The organism is Kouleothrix sp. 19917 (assembly GCF_057073505.1).
This window is the reverse complement of record NZ_CP097099.1, coordinates 3,723,795-3,739,533: the sequence shown is the minus strand read 5'-3', so window position 1 is coordinate 3,739,533 and position 15,739 is coordinate 3,723,795. Positions and strand designations below refer to the sequence as shown.

The window sequence follows — 15,739 nt, the reverse complement described above, 5'->3', positions numbered from 1 at the left end:
CCGCCCATGCGCTGACCGACTGGATCGGCGGGGCATGCGGCACGGCGCTGCCAAGAGTCGGCCTTTTTTCCTATCCACAAGCATGACGTTTTGTGGTATGATGGCGCTGTTATAACAAACAGCATTCCGCAATCGCATGCAGCACTCGCCGGGATGCTCCGCACTTCACGTCGCTGACGTTGCTGGCCTAACGGTGCTGGCACCCATACGGCAAACCTGTACCTCGTAGTTCTCGTGCATTTCGCAGTGGGGAAGGTAATTGGCATGGCAGCTGTTCGTATTCTGATGGCCGAAGACAACGAGCTGGTGGCGCTGACGCTGGAAGAACAGCTCAAAGGGCTGGGCTACGACGTGATTGGCGTGGCGCGCACCGGCACCGAGGCGATTGACCTGGCGACGCGGCTGAGCCCCGATTTGATTATTATGGACATTCGGATGCCTGAGATGGAAGGCACCGAGGCGGCGGCGCGCATCAACAACCAGCGGCCGGTGCCCATCCTGATGCTGACGGCCTATACCGACCGCGACACGATTCGCAAGGCCGAGCTGGCTGGCGCGCTGGGCTACCTGGTGAAGCCCGTGAATGAGGCCGAGCTGTCGCCCGCGATCAATATTGCGCTGGCGCGCTATAAAGAGCTGCACGCGCTGCGCAACCAGGTCGTCGAGCTGGAAGAGTCGCTGGAGGCGCGCAAGCTGGTGGAGCGCGCAAAGGGCATCCTGATGCAGCGGCTGGGCCTGAGCGAGCGCGACGCCTACGAACGCCTGCGCCAGCGCGCCCGCGACAAGCGCGCCAAGATGAAAGACATCGCGCAGGCGATTATCGAGGCCGAGGAGCTGCTGGGTTCGTAATTGCTGGCGGCGCTGGCGCTGTGCTGGCGCGACGCGCCCCCGTAGCTCAGTGGATAGAGCAGCAGTTTCCTAAACTGCGTGTCGGCCGTTCGAGTCGGCCCGGGGGTACCACGGGGACGCCGCAGAAGTGCGGCGTCCTTTTTGTTGGTGCAGCCAAGGTGCAACCTCGTGCGCTTTCTGCGCAGGGGTTAGGGTATAGGGTTGGCGATTGCAATGCAGAAACTCTTCCCTGATCACGCATCGCTTTCTCATTATGCACGAGAGAGGTTTCGATGAGCACAGCAACGACCGAGCTGAGCCGTCATATCCATGCGCCGCGCTCACGTGTGTACCGCGCGCTGATCGACGCCGAAGCGGTGGCGACGTGGATGGTGCCGGACGACATGACCAGCCATGTTCATGAATTCGAGCCGCGCGAAGGCGGGCGTTTCCGCATCTCGCTCACCTACGACGCGCCGACCAACACAGGCAAAACCAGCGCGCAGACCGATACCTACCACGGATATTTTGCCACGCTGGTGCCCGACGAGCGCGTGGTTGAGGTGATGGAGTTCGAGACTGACGACCCGGCGATGCAGGGTGAAATGCGCGTGACCTTCATGCTGCGCGATGCAGCCGATGGCGGAACCGACCTGCTGGCAACGCACCACGATTTGCCGCCCGGCCTCGCGCCCGAAGACAACGCGCTTGGCTGGCGCATGTCGCTCGACAAGCTGGCGGAGCTGCTTGAGACAGAAAGATAGTACATAGCCACAGAGAGCACAGAGGACACTGAGTAGGGCAATCAAACTCAGTGTCCTCTGTGCGCTCTGTAGCTCGCCGTCACCCCACGTCTCAGCGCGCGATTGGGCTGGGGCGCAGCGCCGGCACCGCCTCGCCGCGCCGGACAATCATCACCACCCCGACAACCATCAGCCAGAGCGCCCAGGCCAGGTAGCTCATTGCGTTGACCGTCCCGGCCAGCTCCAGCCCGGCCGGCTCAAGCAAACCCGCAGCAATGCCCAGCGCCAGCAGCATCCCGCTCCAGCCGAGCCAGCGCCCGAACAAGGGCAGGCGCAGCATGTGCAGCGCAATCAGGAAAGACCAGACGCTGGTGCTGAGGTAGCCCAGATGCTCGCCAACACCCATGCCCACGTAGCGATGGAACGCCTCGAACACCATTGCCGCCGCTGCGCGCTGGGCCTCGCTCGCATCGGGCGCGAGGTAGGCCTGCGCCAGGTGCGGCACCAGAAAGGGCCAGCGCAGAAAGCCAAGCGTTTGCACCAGCCCGGCCAGCACGCCAAAAGCCGTCGCCACCGATAAAGATGCGGAATCTTCATCCGTTGCCAGCACGCGCCGCATTAGCACAGCCACCGGAATGAGCAGCAGCGCGCTAAGGGTCAGCACGTACCAGACAGCGATCAGCCCGTTGCCGCCGGCCTGGAATTTCGTGAGCACGTCGGCAGTGGGCTGGCGCAGGATGTCGGGGTACTCGAACAGCATTTGCAGCAGCGTGAAGCAGACGGTGAAGGTGAGCGGCACAAGAACGAGTAGTGTTCCAGTCAGGCGGCGCAGCGACAAGGGGGCCATGGTGGTGTTCCTTTCAGCGAAAAATGTTCGGGCCAATCAGGTAGTGGAGCATTTACTCTAATCGAATAATAGAGTATTTACTCTAAAGATCAAGTCGGCCTTTCGGCTGAGATCGTGGGGCGAAGAGCGGTTTAGAAACAGCGCACAAGGAACGTCGTTTTTGAAAGGATGCCAGGGGCTTTTTACCACCAAGAAACCAAGTCACCAAGGGCTTCAGGAAGCCAAAAAATCTTGGTGACTTGGTGCCTTGGTGGTTATTTGAAAGATCTTGTGGCGAGAGGGCGTGGAAGCGCAACAGTGTGAGAAATGCTGGGGCAGGGTCACGTCAGTGGCCGATGATAAAAGGATCGAGGACCTGCATCATCAGGGCGATGCCGTGCTGCATCTGCGCGTCGTCTACGGTCGCGCCGCTGACTTCCACGCTGGCGAGCCAGAACTCGGCAATCAGCCAGATCAGCTCGGCAGCGCGGGTGACGATGGCGGGATCGTCCTGTGCACGCAGTACGCCAAGCGCAACAAAATACTCAAACAGCGCGTGGAAACCCGCAAAGCCCCGCGCGCGAACTTCGACCCAGCGCTCGTGCAGCTCTGAGTCGCGCCGCAGCAGTGCAATCAGCTCGCGGTACATGAAGCGGTATTCCCAGCCCATCACGAACGAAGCGCGCACCAGTTGCTGAAGATCGTCGAGGCCGGGCGTGCGGTCGTCGGGCAGGGCGTAGCCGGCGTCCCAGCGGGCAAACTGCTGCTCGAACAGCGCGCGAATGATTTCTTCCTTGTTGTGGAAGTGGTAGTACAGGTTGCCCGGGCTGATGCCCAGCGCCTCGGCGATATGGTTAGTCGAGACGGCGGCGGTTCCCGACTCGTTGAACAGGCGCAGGGCGGTTGCAAGAATACGTTCACGTGTGCTCATCGGGCCATCTTTCTGCGCAATATTTCGCGTAAAGCGTAGCGCAGGCGAACAGATTGGTCAAGCCTGGGCGTGGGCGTTGTATAATCTGGGCATGGCAACACCCGTGTTTGCAACCAAGCTGTTTGTGCCCCCACCGCGGCCCGGCGCGCTCGCCCGCGCCGACCTGATCGCGCGCCTCGATGCGGGCCTGCACCGCAAACTGACGCTGATCGCGGCGCCGGCCGGCTTTGGCAAAACCACGCTCGCCAGCCGCTGGGTGGCGGGCTGCGGCCTGCCGGTCGCCTGGCTTTCGCTCGACCCCGCCGATAACGACCCGGCGCGCTTTCTGGCGCATCTGGTTGCCGCGCTGCAAACGGTCGCGCCCGAAATCGGCGCTGCAACCCTGGCCGCGCTTCAGTCGCCGCAAGCCCCACCCATCGACGCCTTGCTGCCCAACCTGCTGAACGAACTCGCCGCGCTGCCCGGGCGGGCCATTCTGCTGCTTGACGACTGCCACGTGCTGGAGGCCGAGCCAGTTGTGCAGGCGCTTGGGACGCTGCTCGAATACCTGCCGCCGCAAGTGCACCTTGCGCTTGCCAGCCGCAAGGCTCCGCGCCTGCCACTCGCCCGATTGCGCGCCCGCGACCAGCTCACCGAGCTGCGCGCCGCCGACTTGCGCCTAGCGCCCGCCGAGGCGGCCCAATTTCTCAGGCAGGTCATGGGCCTCGATCTTTCAGCCGAGCAGGTTGCAACGCTGGAAGCGCGCACCGAAGGCTGGATCGCCGGCCTGCAGCTGGCGGCGCTGTCGATTCAGCACCAGAGCGACATAGCTGGCTTTATTCAGGCGTTTTCGGGCAGCCATCAATTTGTGCTCGATTACCTCATCGAAGAAGTGCTGAGCGGCCAGCCCGAGCCGATCCAGCGCTTTCTGCTCCAAACCTCCATTCTCGACCGCCTGTGTGGCGAATTGTGCGACGCCCTGCTCGACCGTGGCGACGCGGCCGGACAGGCGACGCTGGAAGCGCTTGAGCGCGCCAACCTCTTTGTTGTGCCGCTCGACGATCAGCGGCGCTGGTATCGCTACCACCAGCTCTTTGCCGAGGCACTGCGTCAGCGGCTGGCGCGCGCCGTTTCACCACAGGAGGGTATTCCTGGCACGGCGGAACTACACGCACGCGCCAGCGCCTGGTTTGAAGCGCAGGGATTGCATCTCGAAGCCTTCCAGCACGCCGCCGCCGCCCGCGATACCGAGCGCATTGCGCGCCTGGCCGAGATGTCGTGGCAGCGCATGGATCGCAGCTTCCAGCTGGCCGCGTGGCTGGGCTGGGTGAAGCAGCTGCCGCTGGCCGTTTTGCGCGCCCGGCCAGTGCTGTGCACGCAGTATGCCTGGGCGCTGATGGATGCCGGCGATCTGGAGGGCAGCGAGACCTGGCTGCGGGAAGCCGAGCGCTGGCTAGGGCCGGGTGCAGCGCAGCGCGAAACGGCTGGCGCGATGTTTGTGGTGGAAGACGAGCAATTTGAAGCGCTGCCAGCGATGATCGCATTTGCGCGTGCTTACCACGCTCAATCGCGTGGCGATGTGGCCGCCGCAGCGGGCTATGCGCGGCTGGCGCTGGAGCGCGCTCCCGCAGCGAATACAATATTGCGCGCTCAGACTGCGGTGCTGCTGGGCGTGAACGCCTGGGCCAGCGGCGACATGGAAGTGGCCTACCGAGCGTTTACCGATTGGGTTCAGCAGATGCGCCAGGCTGGCAACCTGATGTTTGCGCTGGTTGGCGTGTTTGGCCTGATCGAAATCCGCGCCGCGCAGGGACGTCTGCACGACGCCCTGGCCGAATACGAGCAGGCGCAGCGCTTTGCCGCCGATCAGGCCCAGGCGCTGAGCTATTTGGATTTGAGCTATGCCATGCTGCGCCTGGAGCGCGGTGATCGCGAGGGTGCGGCCGAGTGTTTGCAGCGCATCAAGCCGCTGGGCGCGCAATCGCCGTTTATCGACTGGATGTTTCGCTGGCATGTGGCGCAGGCGCGCTTGAAACAGGCCGAAGGGCGCTGGGATGCCGCGCTCGAATTCCTTGACGCAGCCGGCCGCGCCTATGCCCGCACGCCAGTGCCCGAGTTCCGCCCGGTTGCGGCCATGCAGGCGCGCGTGAATCTCCAGCAGGGGCAGGTGGGCCGCGCGCTGGCCTGGGCGCACGAGCGCGGCCTCAGCCCGCATGATGAGCCGGCCTACCTGCACGAATATGAGTACCTGACGCTGGCCCGCGTGCTCATCGCCGCGTCCACGCAGCGCCGAAGTGGGCCAGCCTTGAACGATGCGTCGGTGCTGCTGGCGCACCTTCTGGCGGCGGCAGAAGCTGGTGGCAGGAATGCCAGCGTGATCGAAATTCTGGTGCTTCAGGCGCTTGCGTATGCGGCGCGCGGCGACCGCCAGCTGGCGCTGGTGCCGCTGGGGCGCGCGCTGGCGCTGGCCGAGCCAGAAGGGTTCGTGCAGCTTTTTGCCGGGGAAGGCCCGCCAATGGCGCGGCTGCTTGGCGAAGCGCTCCAGGCCGGGATCGCGCGGGTCTATGCGCGCCGCCTGCTGGCGGCTTTTCTGCCCGATGGCCCCACACCGCCCGCCAGCGATGGCGAGGCTGCGCCGCTTGAGCCACTCAGCGAGCGCGAGCGCGAAGTGCTTCAGCTGATTGCCGAAGGGCTGAGCAATCAGGAAATCGCCGAGCGGCTGGTGCTTTCGCTGCATACCGTCAAGGTGCATGCGCGCAATATTTTTGCCAAGCTGGGCGTGGCGAACCGCACGCTGGCGGTTGCGCGTGGCCGGGCGCTGGGGATTGTGGCGCAACGCTAGCGGCGCGTGCTCGATTTGAACGCTTGACGGCGGGTCGCAACTGCGGCCCGCCGTTGTTGTGCGCCACAAATAATCCTCGGCTACCACTTTCGAGGTACGACGCCGCGCCGCCCATTTGCTACGCTAGAAGCGATCAAGATTATCGATTTTGGGCTATGCAAACGGGAGAATGACCAATGGCGACCAGCCAGACAACACCCATGAACAATACCGCCCGCGCCGTGGGCGGCTTGTTTCTGCTTTCAACAGTGGCATATATGCTCGGCAGCGGCATGATCGAAACACTGCTTGCCGGCCCGGATGTTTTGCATCAGGTTGCGGCGCAGCGCGGGCAGCTTGTGGCGGGCGTGCTGCTGCAGTGGGTGAATAACGCGGCGGTGCTTGGGATTGGGGTGCTGCTTTTTCCAGTTTTGAAATGCCACAGCGAGCGCGTTGCGCTTGGCTATGTTGGCACCCGAGTGCTTGAATGCGCGTTTCTCAGCCTGGGTGGAGTGTTCACGCTGCTGCTGGCGCAGGCCGGTCAGGCAGAACTTGGGGCGCTGCTGCTGGCTGGGCGAACCACGACCTATCAGGTAGCGATGGTGGCGCTTGCGCTGGGCAGCCTGCCGTTCTGCGCTGCCCTGTACCGTGCGCGCCTGGTTCCGCGCGCGCTCGCTGCGCTGGGCGTGCTTGGCTATGCCGCGCTGCTGGTCGGCACGCTGCTAGAAGTCGGCGGCTTCGATCTGCATTTCCTGCACACGGTGCCCGGCGGCCTGTTCGAGTTCATCCTGCCGCTGTGGCTGATTGTCAAGGGCTTCGGTTCGGCGCACACCCCAGCGACCGACCAGCAGGCGTTTGAGCGCGTGGCGTCGGCATAGAGCAGCGTGCAGACGTATTGGGCTACAGAGAACACGGAGAACTCCGAGTTTTAATATTCCTACTCTGTGGCTCAAACCGTCTTACCCTCGACTATCAATATTTCTCGAAACAGTGAACTATCACTGGCGTGCATTCGCCATGAAAGGAAAAATCTGTGGAATCACATATTGCTTCGTTTGGAAACGCCCAGCCAGCGCGTCAGCGCGCCGCGCGCTCGCCGCGAGCCATCGCCCGCGTGGCGGGGGTGCTGTATCTGCTGATTGCGGTGGCGGCGGGCGTGGCGCACTTCTATGTGCCCGGCCAGCTCATCGTGCCCGGCGATTCCGCCAGCACCGCGCATAACCTCGTGACGCGCGAGAGCTTGTTTCGGCTTGGCATTGCCAGTGAATATGTTGTGCTGCTCAGCGAAGTTGCGCTTTCGGTTCTGCTGTATGTGCTGCTGCGGCCGGTGCGCGCCACGCTTGCGCTGATCGCGGCGGCGTTCAGGCTGGTGATGACCGCGATTCATGGCATCAACCTGCTCAACTCGTTTCTGGTGCTGCGCCTGATTGGGAACACTGGCACAGAAGCGGCCTTTGGCGGCGCGCAGGTCACTACGCTGGTGCGCCTGTTCCTCGATGCCCATCACGATGGCTTTGCGATTGGCATCGTCTTTCTCATCCCGCACATGTTCATTATTGGCTATTTGATCTATGTGTCGGGCTACATTCCGCGCCTGCTTGGCGTGCTGTTCCTGCTGGCCGGCTGTGGCTACCTGATCGATTCCGCCGCGCAGCTGTTTGTGCCGAGCTATGGCGCAACTCCTGCCCTGCTTGCGCTGCCAATTGCGGTTGCCGAAATCGCTTTTCCGCTCTGGCTGCTGATCAAAGGTGTTGATCGCGAGGGCGCGTAGCCTTACCCCAGCCTGGGCAGGTAATCTTCGCGCAGCGAGCGATTGTGGTGCAGCTCGTGGCCGGCGATGATCCAGGCCAGCGCCCGCACGCTGACATGCGCGCCGCTGGCGCTGCCGCCGCGCTCCCAGGCCGCCGCGTCGAGGTTGCCGAAGAGGGCCAGCGTAGCGGCGCGCACATGGTCGAACTCGGCCAGCAGGTCGGGGAGCGGGCGGGCATTCGCACCTGAAAGCTCGACCCACGGGTTTGGCTCCATGCCGGGCAGGGCGGCCTGCTCGCCACGCGCAAACCACAGGGCGCGAAAGCTGAACAGCCGCTCGGCGTCGCTCAGATGCGCGATCACGTCTTTGATGCTCCACTCGCCGGGCGCGGGCGCTCCTTCGGCAACCTGCTCGCTGAGCTGCCCAACCAGCGCATGAATCGCGGCGTGCTGGGCTTGCAGCGTGGCGACGATATCGCCGTCGGGCACGAGCCGGATGTAGGTGAAGTAGTAGGGCAGGGCTTCGCCGTCGGCCGGGCGGGCAAGGCGTGGGGTCATGGCATAACCTCCTGAAATGAGAACCAAGAACCGCAGAACCACGGAACCAAGAACCACGGAACCGCAGAACCACGCAACCAAGAACCGCAGAACCGTGGAACCGAGAACCACGGAACCGCAGAACCACGGAACCAAGAACCGTGGAACCGAGAACCGTGGAACCGAGAACCAAGAACCGCAGAACCACGGAACCAAGAACCGCAGAACCACGGAACCAAGAACCGCAGAACCACAGAACCGAGAACCACAGAACCGGGAACGGTTGCGGTGAAATTGTGGCGAGTGTAGCGCGCCTGTTTGCGTGCGGCAAGAGGCGCGTTTCTATAAAAGACGAACGAGGAGCGGCTAATCTTTCGGCATTCTTCTGCTTGCGCCCTCTTCGACTAGCTCAGAACTTCGCTTCGATACGCGGCTGCGCCGCACTCAGGACGCACGCTTTCGTCAGTCGTCATTCGTCGTTCGTCATTCGTTCGCTTGCGCACAAATGTTTCAAAGTGTCGTATACTATGGGTACGATGGTGTTTTGAACAGGGAGCCTGATTATGGAAGAGTTCGATTCCTGGCTGGAAAAACTTGAGCAGGCGGAAGAGCAGATTGCCGCCGCGCATACGGTGCTGGCCGAGCTGCAAAGCGAGCTGAAGGACGCCGGCCGCAAAAAGGATATGATGGCGATTGCCGAGGTGGTCGATCGCCTGGCGCGCTATGGCCGCCTGTTCGAGGATATTCGCTCGTCGTGGACGGAAGCCACCTAGCCGCCTGCACTGCTAGAGAACATAGGGCCGCACAAGATATTCCAGCATGTCGGTGCTGCGCTGGAAGCCGGCGCGCATGTAAAATGGCACGCTGGCCTCGCTCGGCCAGACGATCAGGCTTTCGAAATCCTGCTCGGCGGCCCAGCCCAGCACGCGCGCCATAAGCTGCGTGCCAATGCCGCGATTGCGGTAGGCCGGGCGCGTGTAGACATTGGTGACATAGCCAAACGCGTCGTCGAGGCGGTTGGGCTTGGGCACTTTGGGAATGCGCTGGATGAAGATGTGCGACACAAGCGTGGCGTCGTCGGCGGCGACCCAGTAGGTCCAGCGCCGCTCGGCCAGCCCCTGGAGCAAAAATGCCTCGCAGGCGCGCAGAAACGCCGCCTGGTCGTTGGCGGGCGTGCCGGGCGATTCTTCCAGGCGGAAATCCCAGCGCATAGCGGCCAGTGCCGGCGCGTCTGCCTCGGTTGCCGTGCGATAATCGAGCACGTTTGCTCCTTTCAGCCGCTTGTGCAACACGATGTAATTCTTTCGGCGCTCACGCAATCGTGATCCAGCGCCCCTGCTCGTGCGAAGCAATCGCCGCGTCGATCACCTGCTGCACCTTCCAGCCGTCGTAGAACGTTGAGTCGATTGGCGTGCCGTCCACAATGGCGTCGATGAATTGGCGGCAGCTCACCGATTGTGTGGTGAAAATTCGCATTACCTGGTCCCAAACTTCCCCCGAGCGATCGATATCGCCCCACAGCTCAGCAGGAACTTCGAGCGTTTGCCAGTCGCTGTCGCCGGGCCGCCAGCCGCGTAGCGTGGTTATCGAGAAGGAAAAGCGCAGCTCAAGCGTGCCGGCTTCGCCAGCTATCAGGATGTGTGTGTCGTCGTGGTGGCCCACCGCAGTTGCATGAATTGAGCCTTGCGCGCCGTTCACAAACTCAACAACGAGCTGGGCGGAGTCGTTGGCCGCATCGAGCGGCTGCCCATCCGGGCCGGGCCGATTGATGAATGTGCTGAGAACAGCGCTCACCCGCGCGATCTCGCCCACGTAGCGGCGCGCGAAGTCGAGCGCGTGCGAGCCGAGGTCGCCCAGAATGCCCATGCCGTGCTGGCGATCAAAGCGCCAGCCGTACTTGCTTTCATTACCGTAATTCGACTCGAATGTAATATGGCATGAGTATGGCCGCCCAACGTATCCTTGCTGGAGCAAATGCTGGAAGTGGCGGAATTCTGGCAGCCAGTGCCAGGTGTAGTTGATCATATGCTTGCGGCCGGCGGCCTCGGCTGCGTCGAGCATCGCTTTAGCCTCGGCGGTGTCCATGGCCATGGGCTTTTCTCCCAGCACATGCAGGCCGGCATTCAACCCCGCCATGACAATCGGGTAGTGCAGGTCGTCGGGTGTAGACACCACCAGGGCATCGAGCAGGCCACTACTGATCATGGCCTTGTAGTCGGTGAACACGTGCGGGATGGAGTATTTCGTTGCAATTTCTTCGGCGCGCTCGCGGTTGCGCCCGCAGATTGCGGCCAGCGTGGCGCGCGGGTGGCTCGCCAAATTCGGCAGGTGAAAAGCGTCGGCCCACCAGCTTGTGCCAACCACACCAACCCGTACATTCCCTTCCATACCTGCCTCCCCTGCGCTCGGTCGAGCGCGTTCGATTTTGAACAACAAGGCTGGCAGCGATGACGATTGCGATCTTCTTGCCCTGGCGAAACGCGATTAGCTGAGCCACAGAGCGCACAAAGGACACTGAGTTTTGATACCTGTACGATGAAGTCGCGAAGGGCTTTCGGATGCTCTCGTAAAGCGAGCAGAATCAAGAACCAAGAATCTGCTAGCGTGGCACGCGAAGTTCTGTTTATAGATCAGGGGTAGTTATATTTTCGAGCCTTTGAGCCGTTGTGGCTATTTGCAGCCGCTTCTCGCCCAGCGCAAAGCTCGCCCTGGCAATCGCATCACCGGCAACCTCGTAGATGCACAGCATTTCGATTGTGCCCTTGCCTTCGGGGAAATTGCGCGTGATCAGCTCGTAGTCGGTAACGATCTGGCCCATCACAATGCGCGCCAGCAGTTGCGCGTGCAGGTCGGGCTCGGCGAAGCGCGCCGCCATGCGCGCCCGCATCTCGGCATGCCCGCTGGCAAGCAGCCCGCCGTGCAGCTCGAATTGCGCCGCGTCGGGGGCGTAGGTGGCGAGCCATGCGTCAAGGTCGCGGGCGTTGTATGCGTCGAGCTGCTGCTGCACAATCGTTTCGGGGGTGGGCATGCGACCTCGCAAGCGTTTAATCGGTGGTGAAGCCGCTGGGGTGCTGCGCGCGCAGGCGCTTGGGCGCGATAAGTTCCCACGCCATCGTGACGTACATGCGCAGGTCGGCGTCATTCATGCACGCCAGCTCAATCCCAACCCAGCCACGCACCCCAACGTATGGCGGCTTGAAGAATGTGTCCGGCGCGCTGTCGATCAGCCCTTCCTGAAAACCGGGCGGCACCGGCAGCCACACCGCCACATGCCCATCGTTGTGATGGTTGTTGGCGAACATCACAAAGACTTTGTTACGCACAAAGAAGGTCGGTTCGCCGTGCGAAAGGCGCTCGCTGCTTTCGGGAAGTTGGGCGCAGATCTGGCGCACGCGCACAAGCTGGTCGCTGCTCATTCGGCCTTGCCTGGTGAAGTTGAATTCTGAAGCTGTGCGCCGATTGTAGCACAGCGCGCCGCCCTGGTGAAGGGACAATGCGAGCGCCAGGGCCGTATCAACGTCATGAAATTTATCCACAGATGACACAGATGACGCAGATTATTGGCCTCATATCTGTGTAATCTGCGTAATCTGTGGATAGAACGCGTTCTCATTCCTGCGCAAACGGCTTCCACCCGTCTACATCGGCAAGATCGAAGCGTTTCACAATCGCCTGACCGGCGTGCTCTTCACGATACATCAGCGCCGCTGCTTCAAAGCGTTCGGGCAAAAGAAAGCGTTTGGTTGCCTGGGCTAGTGTCGCTTCGCGGCGCTGCGCCACGTCGATCAGCAGCAGCGCGGTGATTGGCCCGGCCGAGTAATCGAGGGTGAGCCATTCCTGAACGGCGAGCAGATCGGACGCGGGCGACCACAGATGGGCGTCGCCAAAAATGCGCTGCTCAAAGGGGTAATCATCGACCGACAGGACATAATACAGCGGACCGAAACGAACCTCGCCGCTCACGGCAAAATGCGCCCGGTGCCGCATGTTGGGCGATGGCGAGGTGATATTGAGCGAGTCGAGCATTGCTGCCTGCTTTCCGAAAGGCACACAGGCCAGGGCGGGATCGTAGCGGTCGGGTGAGCGTGGATTGGCGCGCAGCCGACTATTCAGCGCAAGTATAGCACGGCGATGGAGGCGGTGTGTGTACTATGCGCGCCATTCCGCTTTGTTTGGAGGAACGTGCATGCAGCCACCGCGACGATGAACTTTGGCAGCCAGTAGATCGTCGCAGAATGGGTGAGCCACAGAGCGCACCGAGGGCACCGAGATGGTTTTATCGCTCCGTGCTCTTGGTATTTTCTGTGGCTATTTTTTGCTGGGCTTCGCTGCTTTGGCGATGTGTTTGCGTAGGAGCGGCTCGCCGATGGCGCTGGCGTCGAGCGCGCTCGCGCCCAGAAAGCGCACGAAGCGCGCAAAACCGCGCGCCAGCGCCGCCGCGAATTCCTCGTCCTTGCCGAGGGCGGCATCTTCCAGCCACAGGCCGAGGATGACATAGGTGTTGCTGGCGCGGTCGAGCTTGCTGTCGAAGCGCGCCACCAGCCGGTCGCCCCACAGCACTGGCAGGGTGTAATAGCCATATTTGCGCAGGTGCACGGGCTTGTACACTTCCCAGATATACTCGAAGCCAAACAGCGTTTTCGCGCGCCCGCGCGCGCTGACGTGGTCGAGCGGGGCGAGGAATACGGCTTCTTCGGTGGTGGTGGTTTCGAGCGGCTGCCACGCCGCCGGCACGCGCCCGGCGTTGAGTTCCTCCAGCAGCGCGGCGTCGCTGCCGAGCGCATAGTGCAGCGCCTTCCAGCCTTCCACCTTCACCTCAATGATTTCGCCGTCGGCCAGCAGCGCCGCGCGCGTTTGCGCCCCGGTGTTGGCGTCCAGCCCGCGATGAAAGGAATCCTGTGTGCGCCGCATCTGCGAAAGGCCGGCGAAACTGATGTCTTTGGTGATCAGAAAGCGGTCGGTCGCGTCGTCGCTGGCTTCGCGAATCAGCTCGGCCGGCGCGACAGCCTCAGTCAGCGCATACACGCGCTCGAAGCGCTCGCGGTGGTGCGTCATCACTTCGCCGGTGCGCCACAAATAGTACAACGCCAGCGCGCTGTCTTTGCGCCCGCGATAGCTTTCGGTGCGGGCACGCTTGGCCATCTCGAAATCGCGATTGCTGACGGTGCCGCGCTCGCGCAGGATGGTGCGCATTTCCGCCACTGCCTCGGCATGCTCGCGCCCCATCGCGGCAATGCGCGAATCGCCGCCGTGGTCGTCGCGCTCGCGGCGCATCACCACGCGCCAGAAGGGCAGTTCGTCCATTGGGCGCGCCGCCAGCCAGCCGCCCCAGTCGAAGAACTGGCGTTGACCGTACGTCACTTCTTCCCACATGCCCGGCGTGTAATCGAGCACGCGGCTGTGGAGCGTAATGTCGTGGCTGCGCGCAATGATCTGGAGCGGATCAAGCTGCAGGTAGTCGATTGCGCGCATGGCCTGCGCCGTGCCTGCCAGCCCGCGCCAGCGCCGGCCCGGCCACAGGCCCTGTTTTCCCAGAATATAGCGGCGGGCCGTTTCGAGCGAAATTGTCAGCATGCCATCCTCACGCAGGCTACATGCCCACAGCGCGCTCAAGTGCCGGTTCCGGCGCTTCGAACAGCGCGGGGTAGGGCGCGTCGCACTGCAATTCGCGCAGGCCGCGCCGGGCGTAATCGTCGATCTGGTGCTGCTGCTGCGCGTTCAAAATTTCGGCGGAAGCGCCAGCCTGCCCATTGCGAATCATGCTCGGCTTGCCCAGCAGCCGGTCGAAAGGGAAGGGCGCCACCGGCATGAACTTCTTGTCGATCTGCTTCATGGAAGGGAAGCTGCTTTTCTCGAGCACCTGCGCCAGCGCTTCCTCGCTCAGATCGACCTTCATCAGGCGCGCAATCTGGTGCACAGTGCCGGCTGGGTCGGCCTTCATGGCCGCGTAGGACAAGAATAGCACATTCGGGAAAACGCGCCAGGGCCAGTAGCTGGCGACGTGCGCGGCCCACGAGCCGTAGGGGAAATCCTTCGAGAGAAACAGCTTCAGCCATTTTTCCACCGGCATCATCACCGATTTGGGCAGCATGCCCGCCCGAAAAGAAATAGCTCGACACAAAAATTTCTTTCGGGTCGCGCACAACCACGATGTACTTCGCTTCGGAATTGTAGGGCACATAGTTGCTTTCCAGGTGCGTTTTGATCACGCGCATGCCGGTAGCAGTGTGCTCGTAGGTGGAAGGGTCGCTCAGCGGCACAATCGTGGGCATGGGCGACTCGGGCCAGGGCACAACGTCGTGGATGTGCGCGAACTCGCCTTTGCCCTGCGTGGCGATCTGGTAGGCGATCTGCATCGCCCAGTTGGTGCCGCTCTTCGAGTAGGTGCACACGAACACATCGCGCTTGGTCGGGCGGTAGCCACGGAAGGCGCCCGCTTTGAGCTTTGGCGACTGCATGCCGCGCCCAAGAAAGCGAAAGGTCTGCTCGGTGAAGCCCAGCGTGGCGGCAAGCCACATGCCAGAAAAGGTGACCAGCATGATCGGAAACTGTACCAGCGAGCGGAGATGGTGCAGCACGGTCGGTTTGCGCCGGGTCATGGCGGGCTCTCCTCGATAGTGGCGGCAACAATATTCGGTTGGGGCAAACGTGATGGCGCTATCTTACACGATTTCTGGGAAGTGTATGCAGGGGAGTAGTAGGTGGTTTGCTGCTGGCTTGGCACTTCGGTATTTGAGAAGGAATTACTTAATGCTGCGCGGCTGCGTACTAAGAATCGCTTTGACCAAATCATCCCGATCCCAAAGCAATACGTCATTTGTTTTGGCAAGATGGCGAGCTGGTGCAGTATATCTACTGTTAGTGACAACCATAGCTTTTGTGCATCGATAGATTTTTTGTGCGGTGAAAACCTGCTGAATAGCTTTGCCATCGATTTTGTGCTTGTACCTTTTTGCTTGTACGGCAGTTCGCACATTGTCTTTTGTGATAATCAAATCTGCCCCGTAGTCTCCGCGAGCCGGCGTGTGTTCAACGTTATAACCCAATCTTTCGAACAAACTAACAAGATATCGTTCAAATACTATGCCGTCCATCCGATCAATCTCATAGATACCAGCTCGGGCAAGCCTTTGTTTTTTATATTGCGCGATGGCGAATTGGATAGAAAGACAAATGCCAATCAACATCCACAAAGGCCACATGGAAATAAGAGTTGGGAGCAAGGCGTGGTTGAGACCATCGAATACATGATTCACGTGTCACCTCATAATGTTTTGCAGGTAGAAATATGTTTTTATTTAACAACTGCAATCTTACATTATTTC

General features: G+C 61.7%; 18 protein-coding genes, 1 tRNA gene and 1 pseudogene. 8 read left to right on the top strand and 12 right to left on the bottom strand.

Annotated elements, in window-relative coordinates:
* Nucleotides 1-264: 264 nt before the first annotated feature.
* The 3 genes from M1P90_RS15295 to M1P90_RS15285 all read left to right on the top strand — a co-directional run bounded on the left by M1P90_RS15295 (nt 265) and on the right by M1P90_RS15285 (nt 1,592).
* Nucleotides 265-849, top strand: a complete 585-nt coding sequence (locus M1P90_RS15295; protein ID WP_483703668.1) for an ANTAR domain-containing response regulator — start codon at nt 265-267, stop codon at nt 847-849.
* A gap of 35 nt (nt 850-884) precedes the next feature.
* Nucleotides 885-960, top strand: a tRNA-Arg gene (locus tag M1P90_RS15290).
* 161 nt (nt 961-1,121) lie between these two features.
* Nucleotides 1,122-1,592 carry an SRPBCC family protein gene (locus M1P90_RS15285; protein ID WP_483703666.1) on the top strand — a complete coding sequence of 157 codons (471 nt, stop codon included), beginning with the start codon at nt 1,122-1,124 and terminating at the stop codon, nt 1,590-1,592.
* Between the two features lie 91 nt (nt 1,593-1,683).
* On the opposite strand, the gene M1P90_RS15280 is transcribed toward M1P90_RS15285, so the two are convergent.
* Both M1P90_RS15280 and M1P90_RS15275 read right to left on the bottom strand, forming a co-directional pair.
* Nucleotides 1,684-2,418 (bottom strand): DUF4386 domain-containing protein, encoded by a 735-nt coding sequence (locus M1P90_RS15280; RefSeq protein WP_483703664.1) that lies wholly within the window; start codon nt 2,416-2,418, stop codon nt 1,684-1,686.
* Between the two features lie 325 nt (nt 2,419-2,743).
* Entirely contained in the window at nt 2,744-3,328 is a 585-nt protein-coding gene (locus M1P90_RS15275) for a TetR/AcrR family transcriptional regulator (RefSeq protein ID WP_483703662.1), read from the bottom strand.
* A gap of 103 nt (nt 3,329-3,431) precedes the next feature.
* On the opposite strand from M1P90_RS15275, the gene M1P90_RS15270 reads away from it, so the two are divergent.
* The 3 genes from M1P90_RS15270 (at nt 3,432) to M1P90_RS15260 (ending at nt 7,899) form a co-directional block, all read left to right on the top strand.
* Nucleotides 3,432-6,149 (top strand): winged helix-turn-helix domain-containing protein, encoded by a 2,718-nt coding sequence (locus M1P90_RS15270; RefSeq protein ID WP_483703660.1) that lies wholly within the window; start codon nt 3,432-3,434, stop codon nt 6,147-6,149.
* A gap of 176 nt (nt 6,150-6,325) precedes the next feature.
* Nucleotides 6,326-7,006, top strand: a complete 681-nt coding sequence (locus M1P90_RS15265) for a DUF4386 domain-containing protein (RefSeq protein WP_483703658.1) — start codon at nt 6,326-6,328, stop codon at nt 7,004-7,006.
* A gap of 155 nt (nt 7,007-7,161) precedes the next feature.
* Nucleotides 7,162-7,899 carry a DUF4386 domain-containing protein gene (locus M1P90_RS15260; protein WP_483703656.1) on the top strand — a complete coding sequence of 246 codons (738 nt, stop codon included), beginning with the start codon at nt 7,162-7,164 and terminating at the stop codon, nt 7,897-7,899.
* 2 nt (nt 7,900-7,901) lie between these two features.
* On the opposite strand, the gene M1P90_RS15255 is transcribed toward M1P90_RS15260, so the two are convergent.
* A complete protein-coding gene (locus tag M1P90_RS15255; RefSeq protein WP_483703654.1) occupies nt 7,902-8,435 on the bottom strand; it encodes a DinB family protein in 534 nt (177 codons plus the stop codon).
* 542 nt (nt 8,436-8,977) lie between these two features.
* Between M1P90_RS15255 and M1P90_RS15250 the strand changes: the two genes are divergently transcribed.
* Nucleotides 8,978-9,187, top strand: a complete 210-nt coding sequence (locus tag M1P90_RS15250) for a hypothetical protein (RefSeq protein ID WP_483703652.1) — start codon at nt 8,978-8,980, stop codon at nt 9,185-9,187.
* A 12-nt stretch (nt 9,188-9,199) separates the two neighbouring features.
* Here the strand turns inward: M1P90_RS15250 and M1P90_RS15245 are convergent, their stop codons facing one another.
* The 8 genes and pseudogenes from M1P90_RS15245 to M1P90_RS15210 form a co-directional block, all read right to left on the bottom strand.
* Nucleotides 9,200-9,676 (bottom strand): GNAT family N-acetyltransferase, encoded by a 477-nt coding sequence (locus M1P90_RS15245; RefSeq protein WP_483703650.1) that lies wholly within the window; start codon nt 9,674-9,676, stop codon nt 9,200-9,202.
* Nucleotides 9,677-9,725: 49 nt separating this feature from the next.
* Nucleotides 9,726-10,802, bottom strand: a complete 1,077-nt coding sequence (locus tag M1P90_RS15240; protein ID WP_483703648.1) for a Gfo/Idh/MocA family protein — start codon at nt 10,800-10,802, stop codon at nt 9,726-9,728.
* Nucleotides 10,803-11,037: 235 nt separating this feature from the next.
* Nucleotides 11,038-11,442, bottom strand: a complete 405-nt coding sequence (locus tag M1P90_RS15235; protein ID WP_483703646.1) for a nuclear transport factor 2 family protein — start codon at nt 11,440-11,442, stop codon at nt 11,038-11,040.
* A gap of 16 nt (nt 11,443-11,458) precedes the next feature.
* Nucleotides 11,459-11,830, bottom strand: a complete 372-nt coding sequence (locus M1P90_RS15230; protein WP_483703644.1) for an MmcQ/YjbR family DNA-binding protein — start codon at nt 11,828-11,830, stop codon at nt 11,459-11,461.
* 193 nt (nt 11,831-12,023) lie between these two features.
* Nucleotides 12,024-12,440: a hypothetical protein gene (locus M1P90_RS15225; RefSeq protein WP_483703641.1), complete on the bottom strand. Its 417-nt coding sequence runs from the start codon at nt 12,438-12,440 to the stop codon at nt 12,024-12,026.
* Nucleotides 12,441-12,722: 282 nt separating this feature from the next.
* On the bottom strand, nt 12,723-13,988 hold the full coding sequence (locus M1P90_RS15220; protein WP_483703639.1) for a winged helix-turn-helix domain-containing protein: 1,266 nt from the start codon (nt 13,986-13,988) through the stop codon (nt 12,723-12,725).
* Between the two features lie 16 nt (nt 13,989-14,004).
* Entirely contained in the window at nt 14,005-14,505 is a 501-nt protein-coding gene (locus tag M1P90_RS15215) for a sulfotransferase domain-containing protein (protein WP_483703637.1), read from the bottom strand.
* Between the two features lie 55 nt (nt 14,506-14,560).
* Nucleotides 14,561-14,770, bottom strand: a pseudogene (locus M1P90_RS15210) (hypothetical protein); the annotation flags it as partial.
* Between M1P90_RS15210 and M1P90_RS15205 the strand changes: the two are divergent.
* Nucleotides 14,714-15,112: a hypothetical protein gene (locus tag M1P90_RS15205; protein ID WP_483703635.1), complete on the top strand. Its 399-nt coding sequence runs from the start codon at nt 14,714-14,716 to the stop codon at nt 15,110-15,112. The pseudogene M1P90_RS15210 and the gene M1P90_RS15205 sit on opposite strands and share 57 nt — an antisense overlap.
* A 45-nt stretch (nt 15,113-15,157) precedes the next feature.
* On the opposite strand, the gene M1P90_RS15200 is transcribed toward M1P90_RS15205, so the two are convergent.
* Entirely contained in the window at nt 15,158-15,670 is a 513-nt protein-coding gene (locus tag M1P90_RS15200; RefSeq protein ID WP_483703633.1) for a restriction endonuclease, read from the bottom strand.
* Nucleotides 15,671-15,739 lie beyond the last annotated feature (69 nt).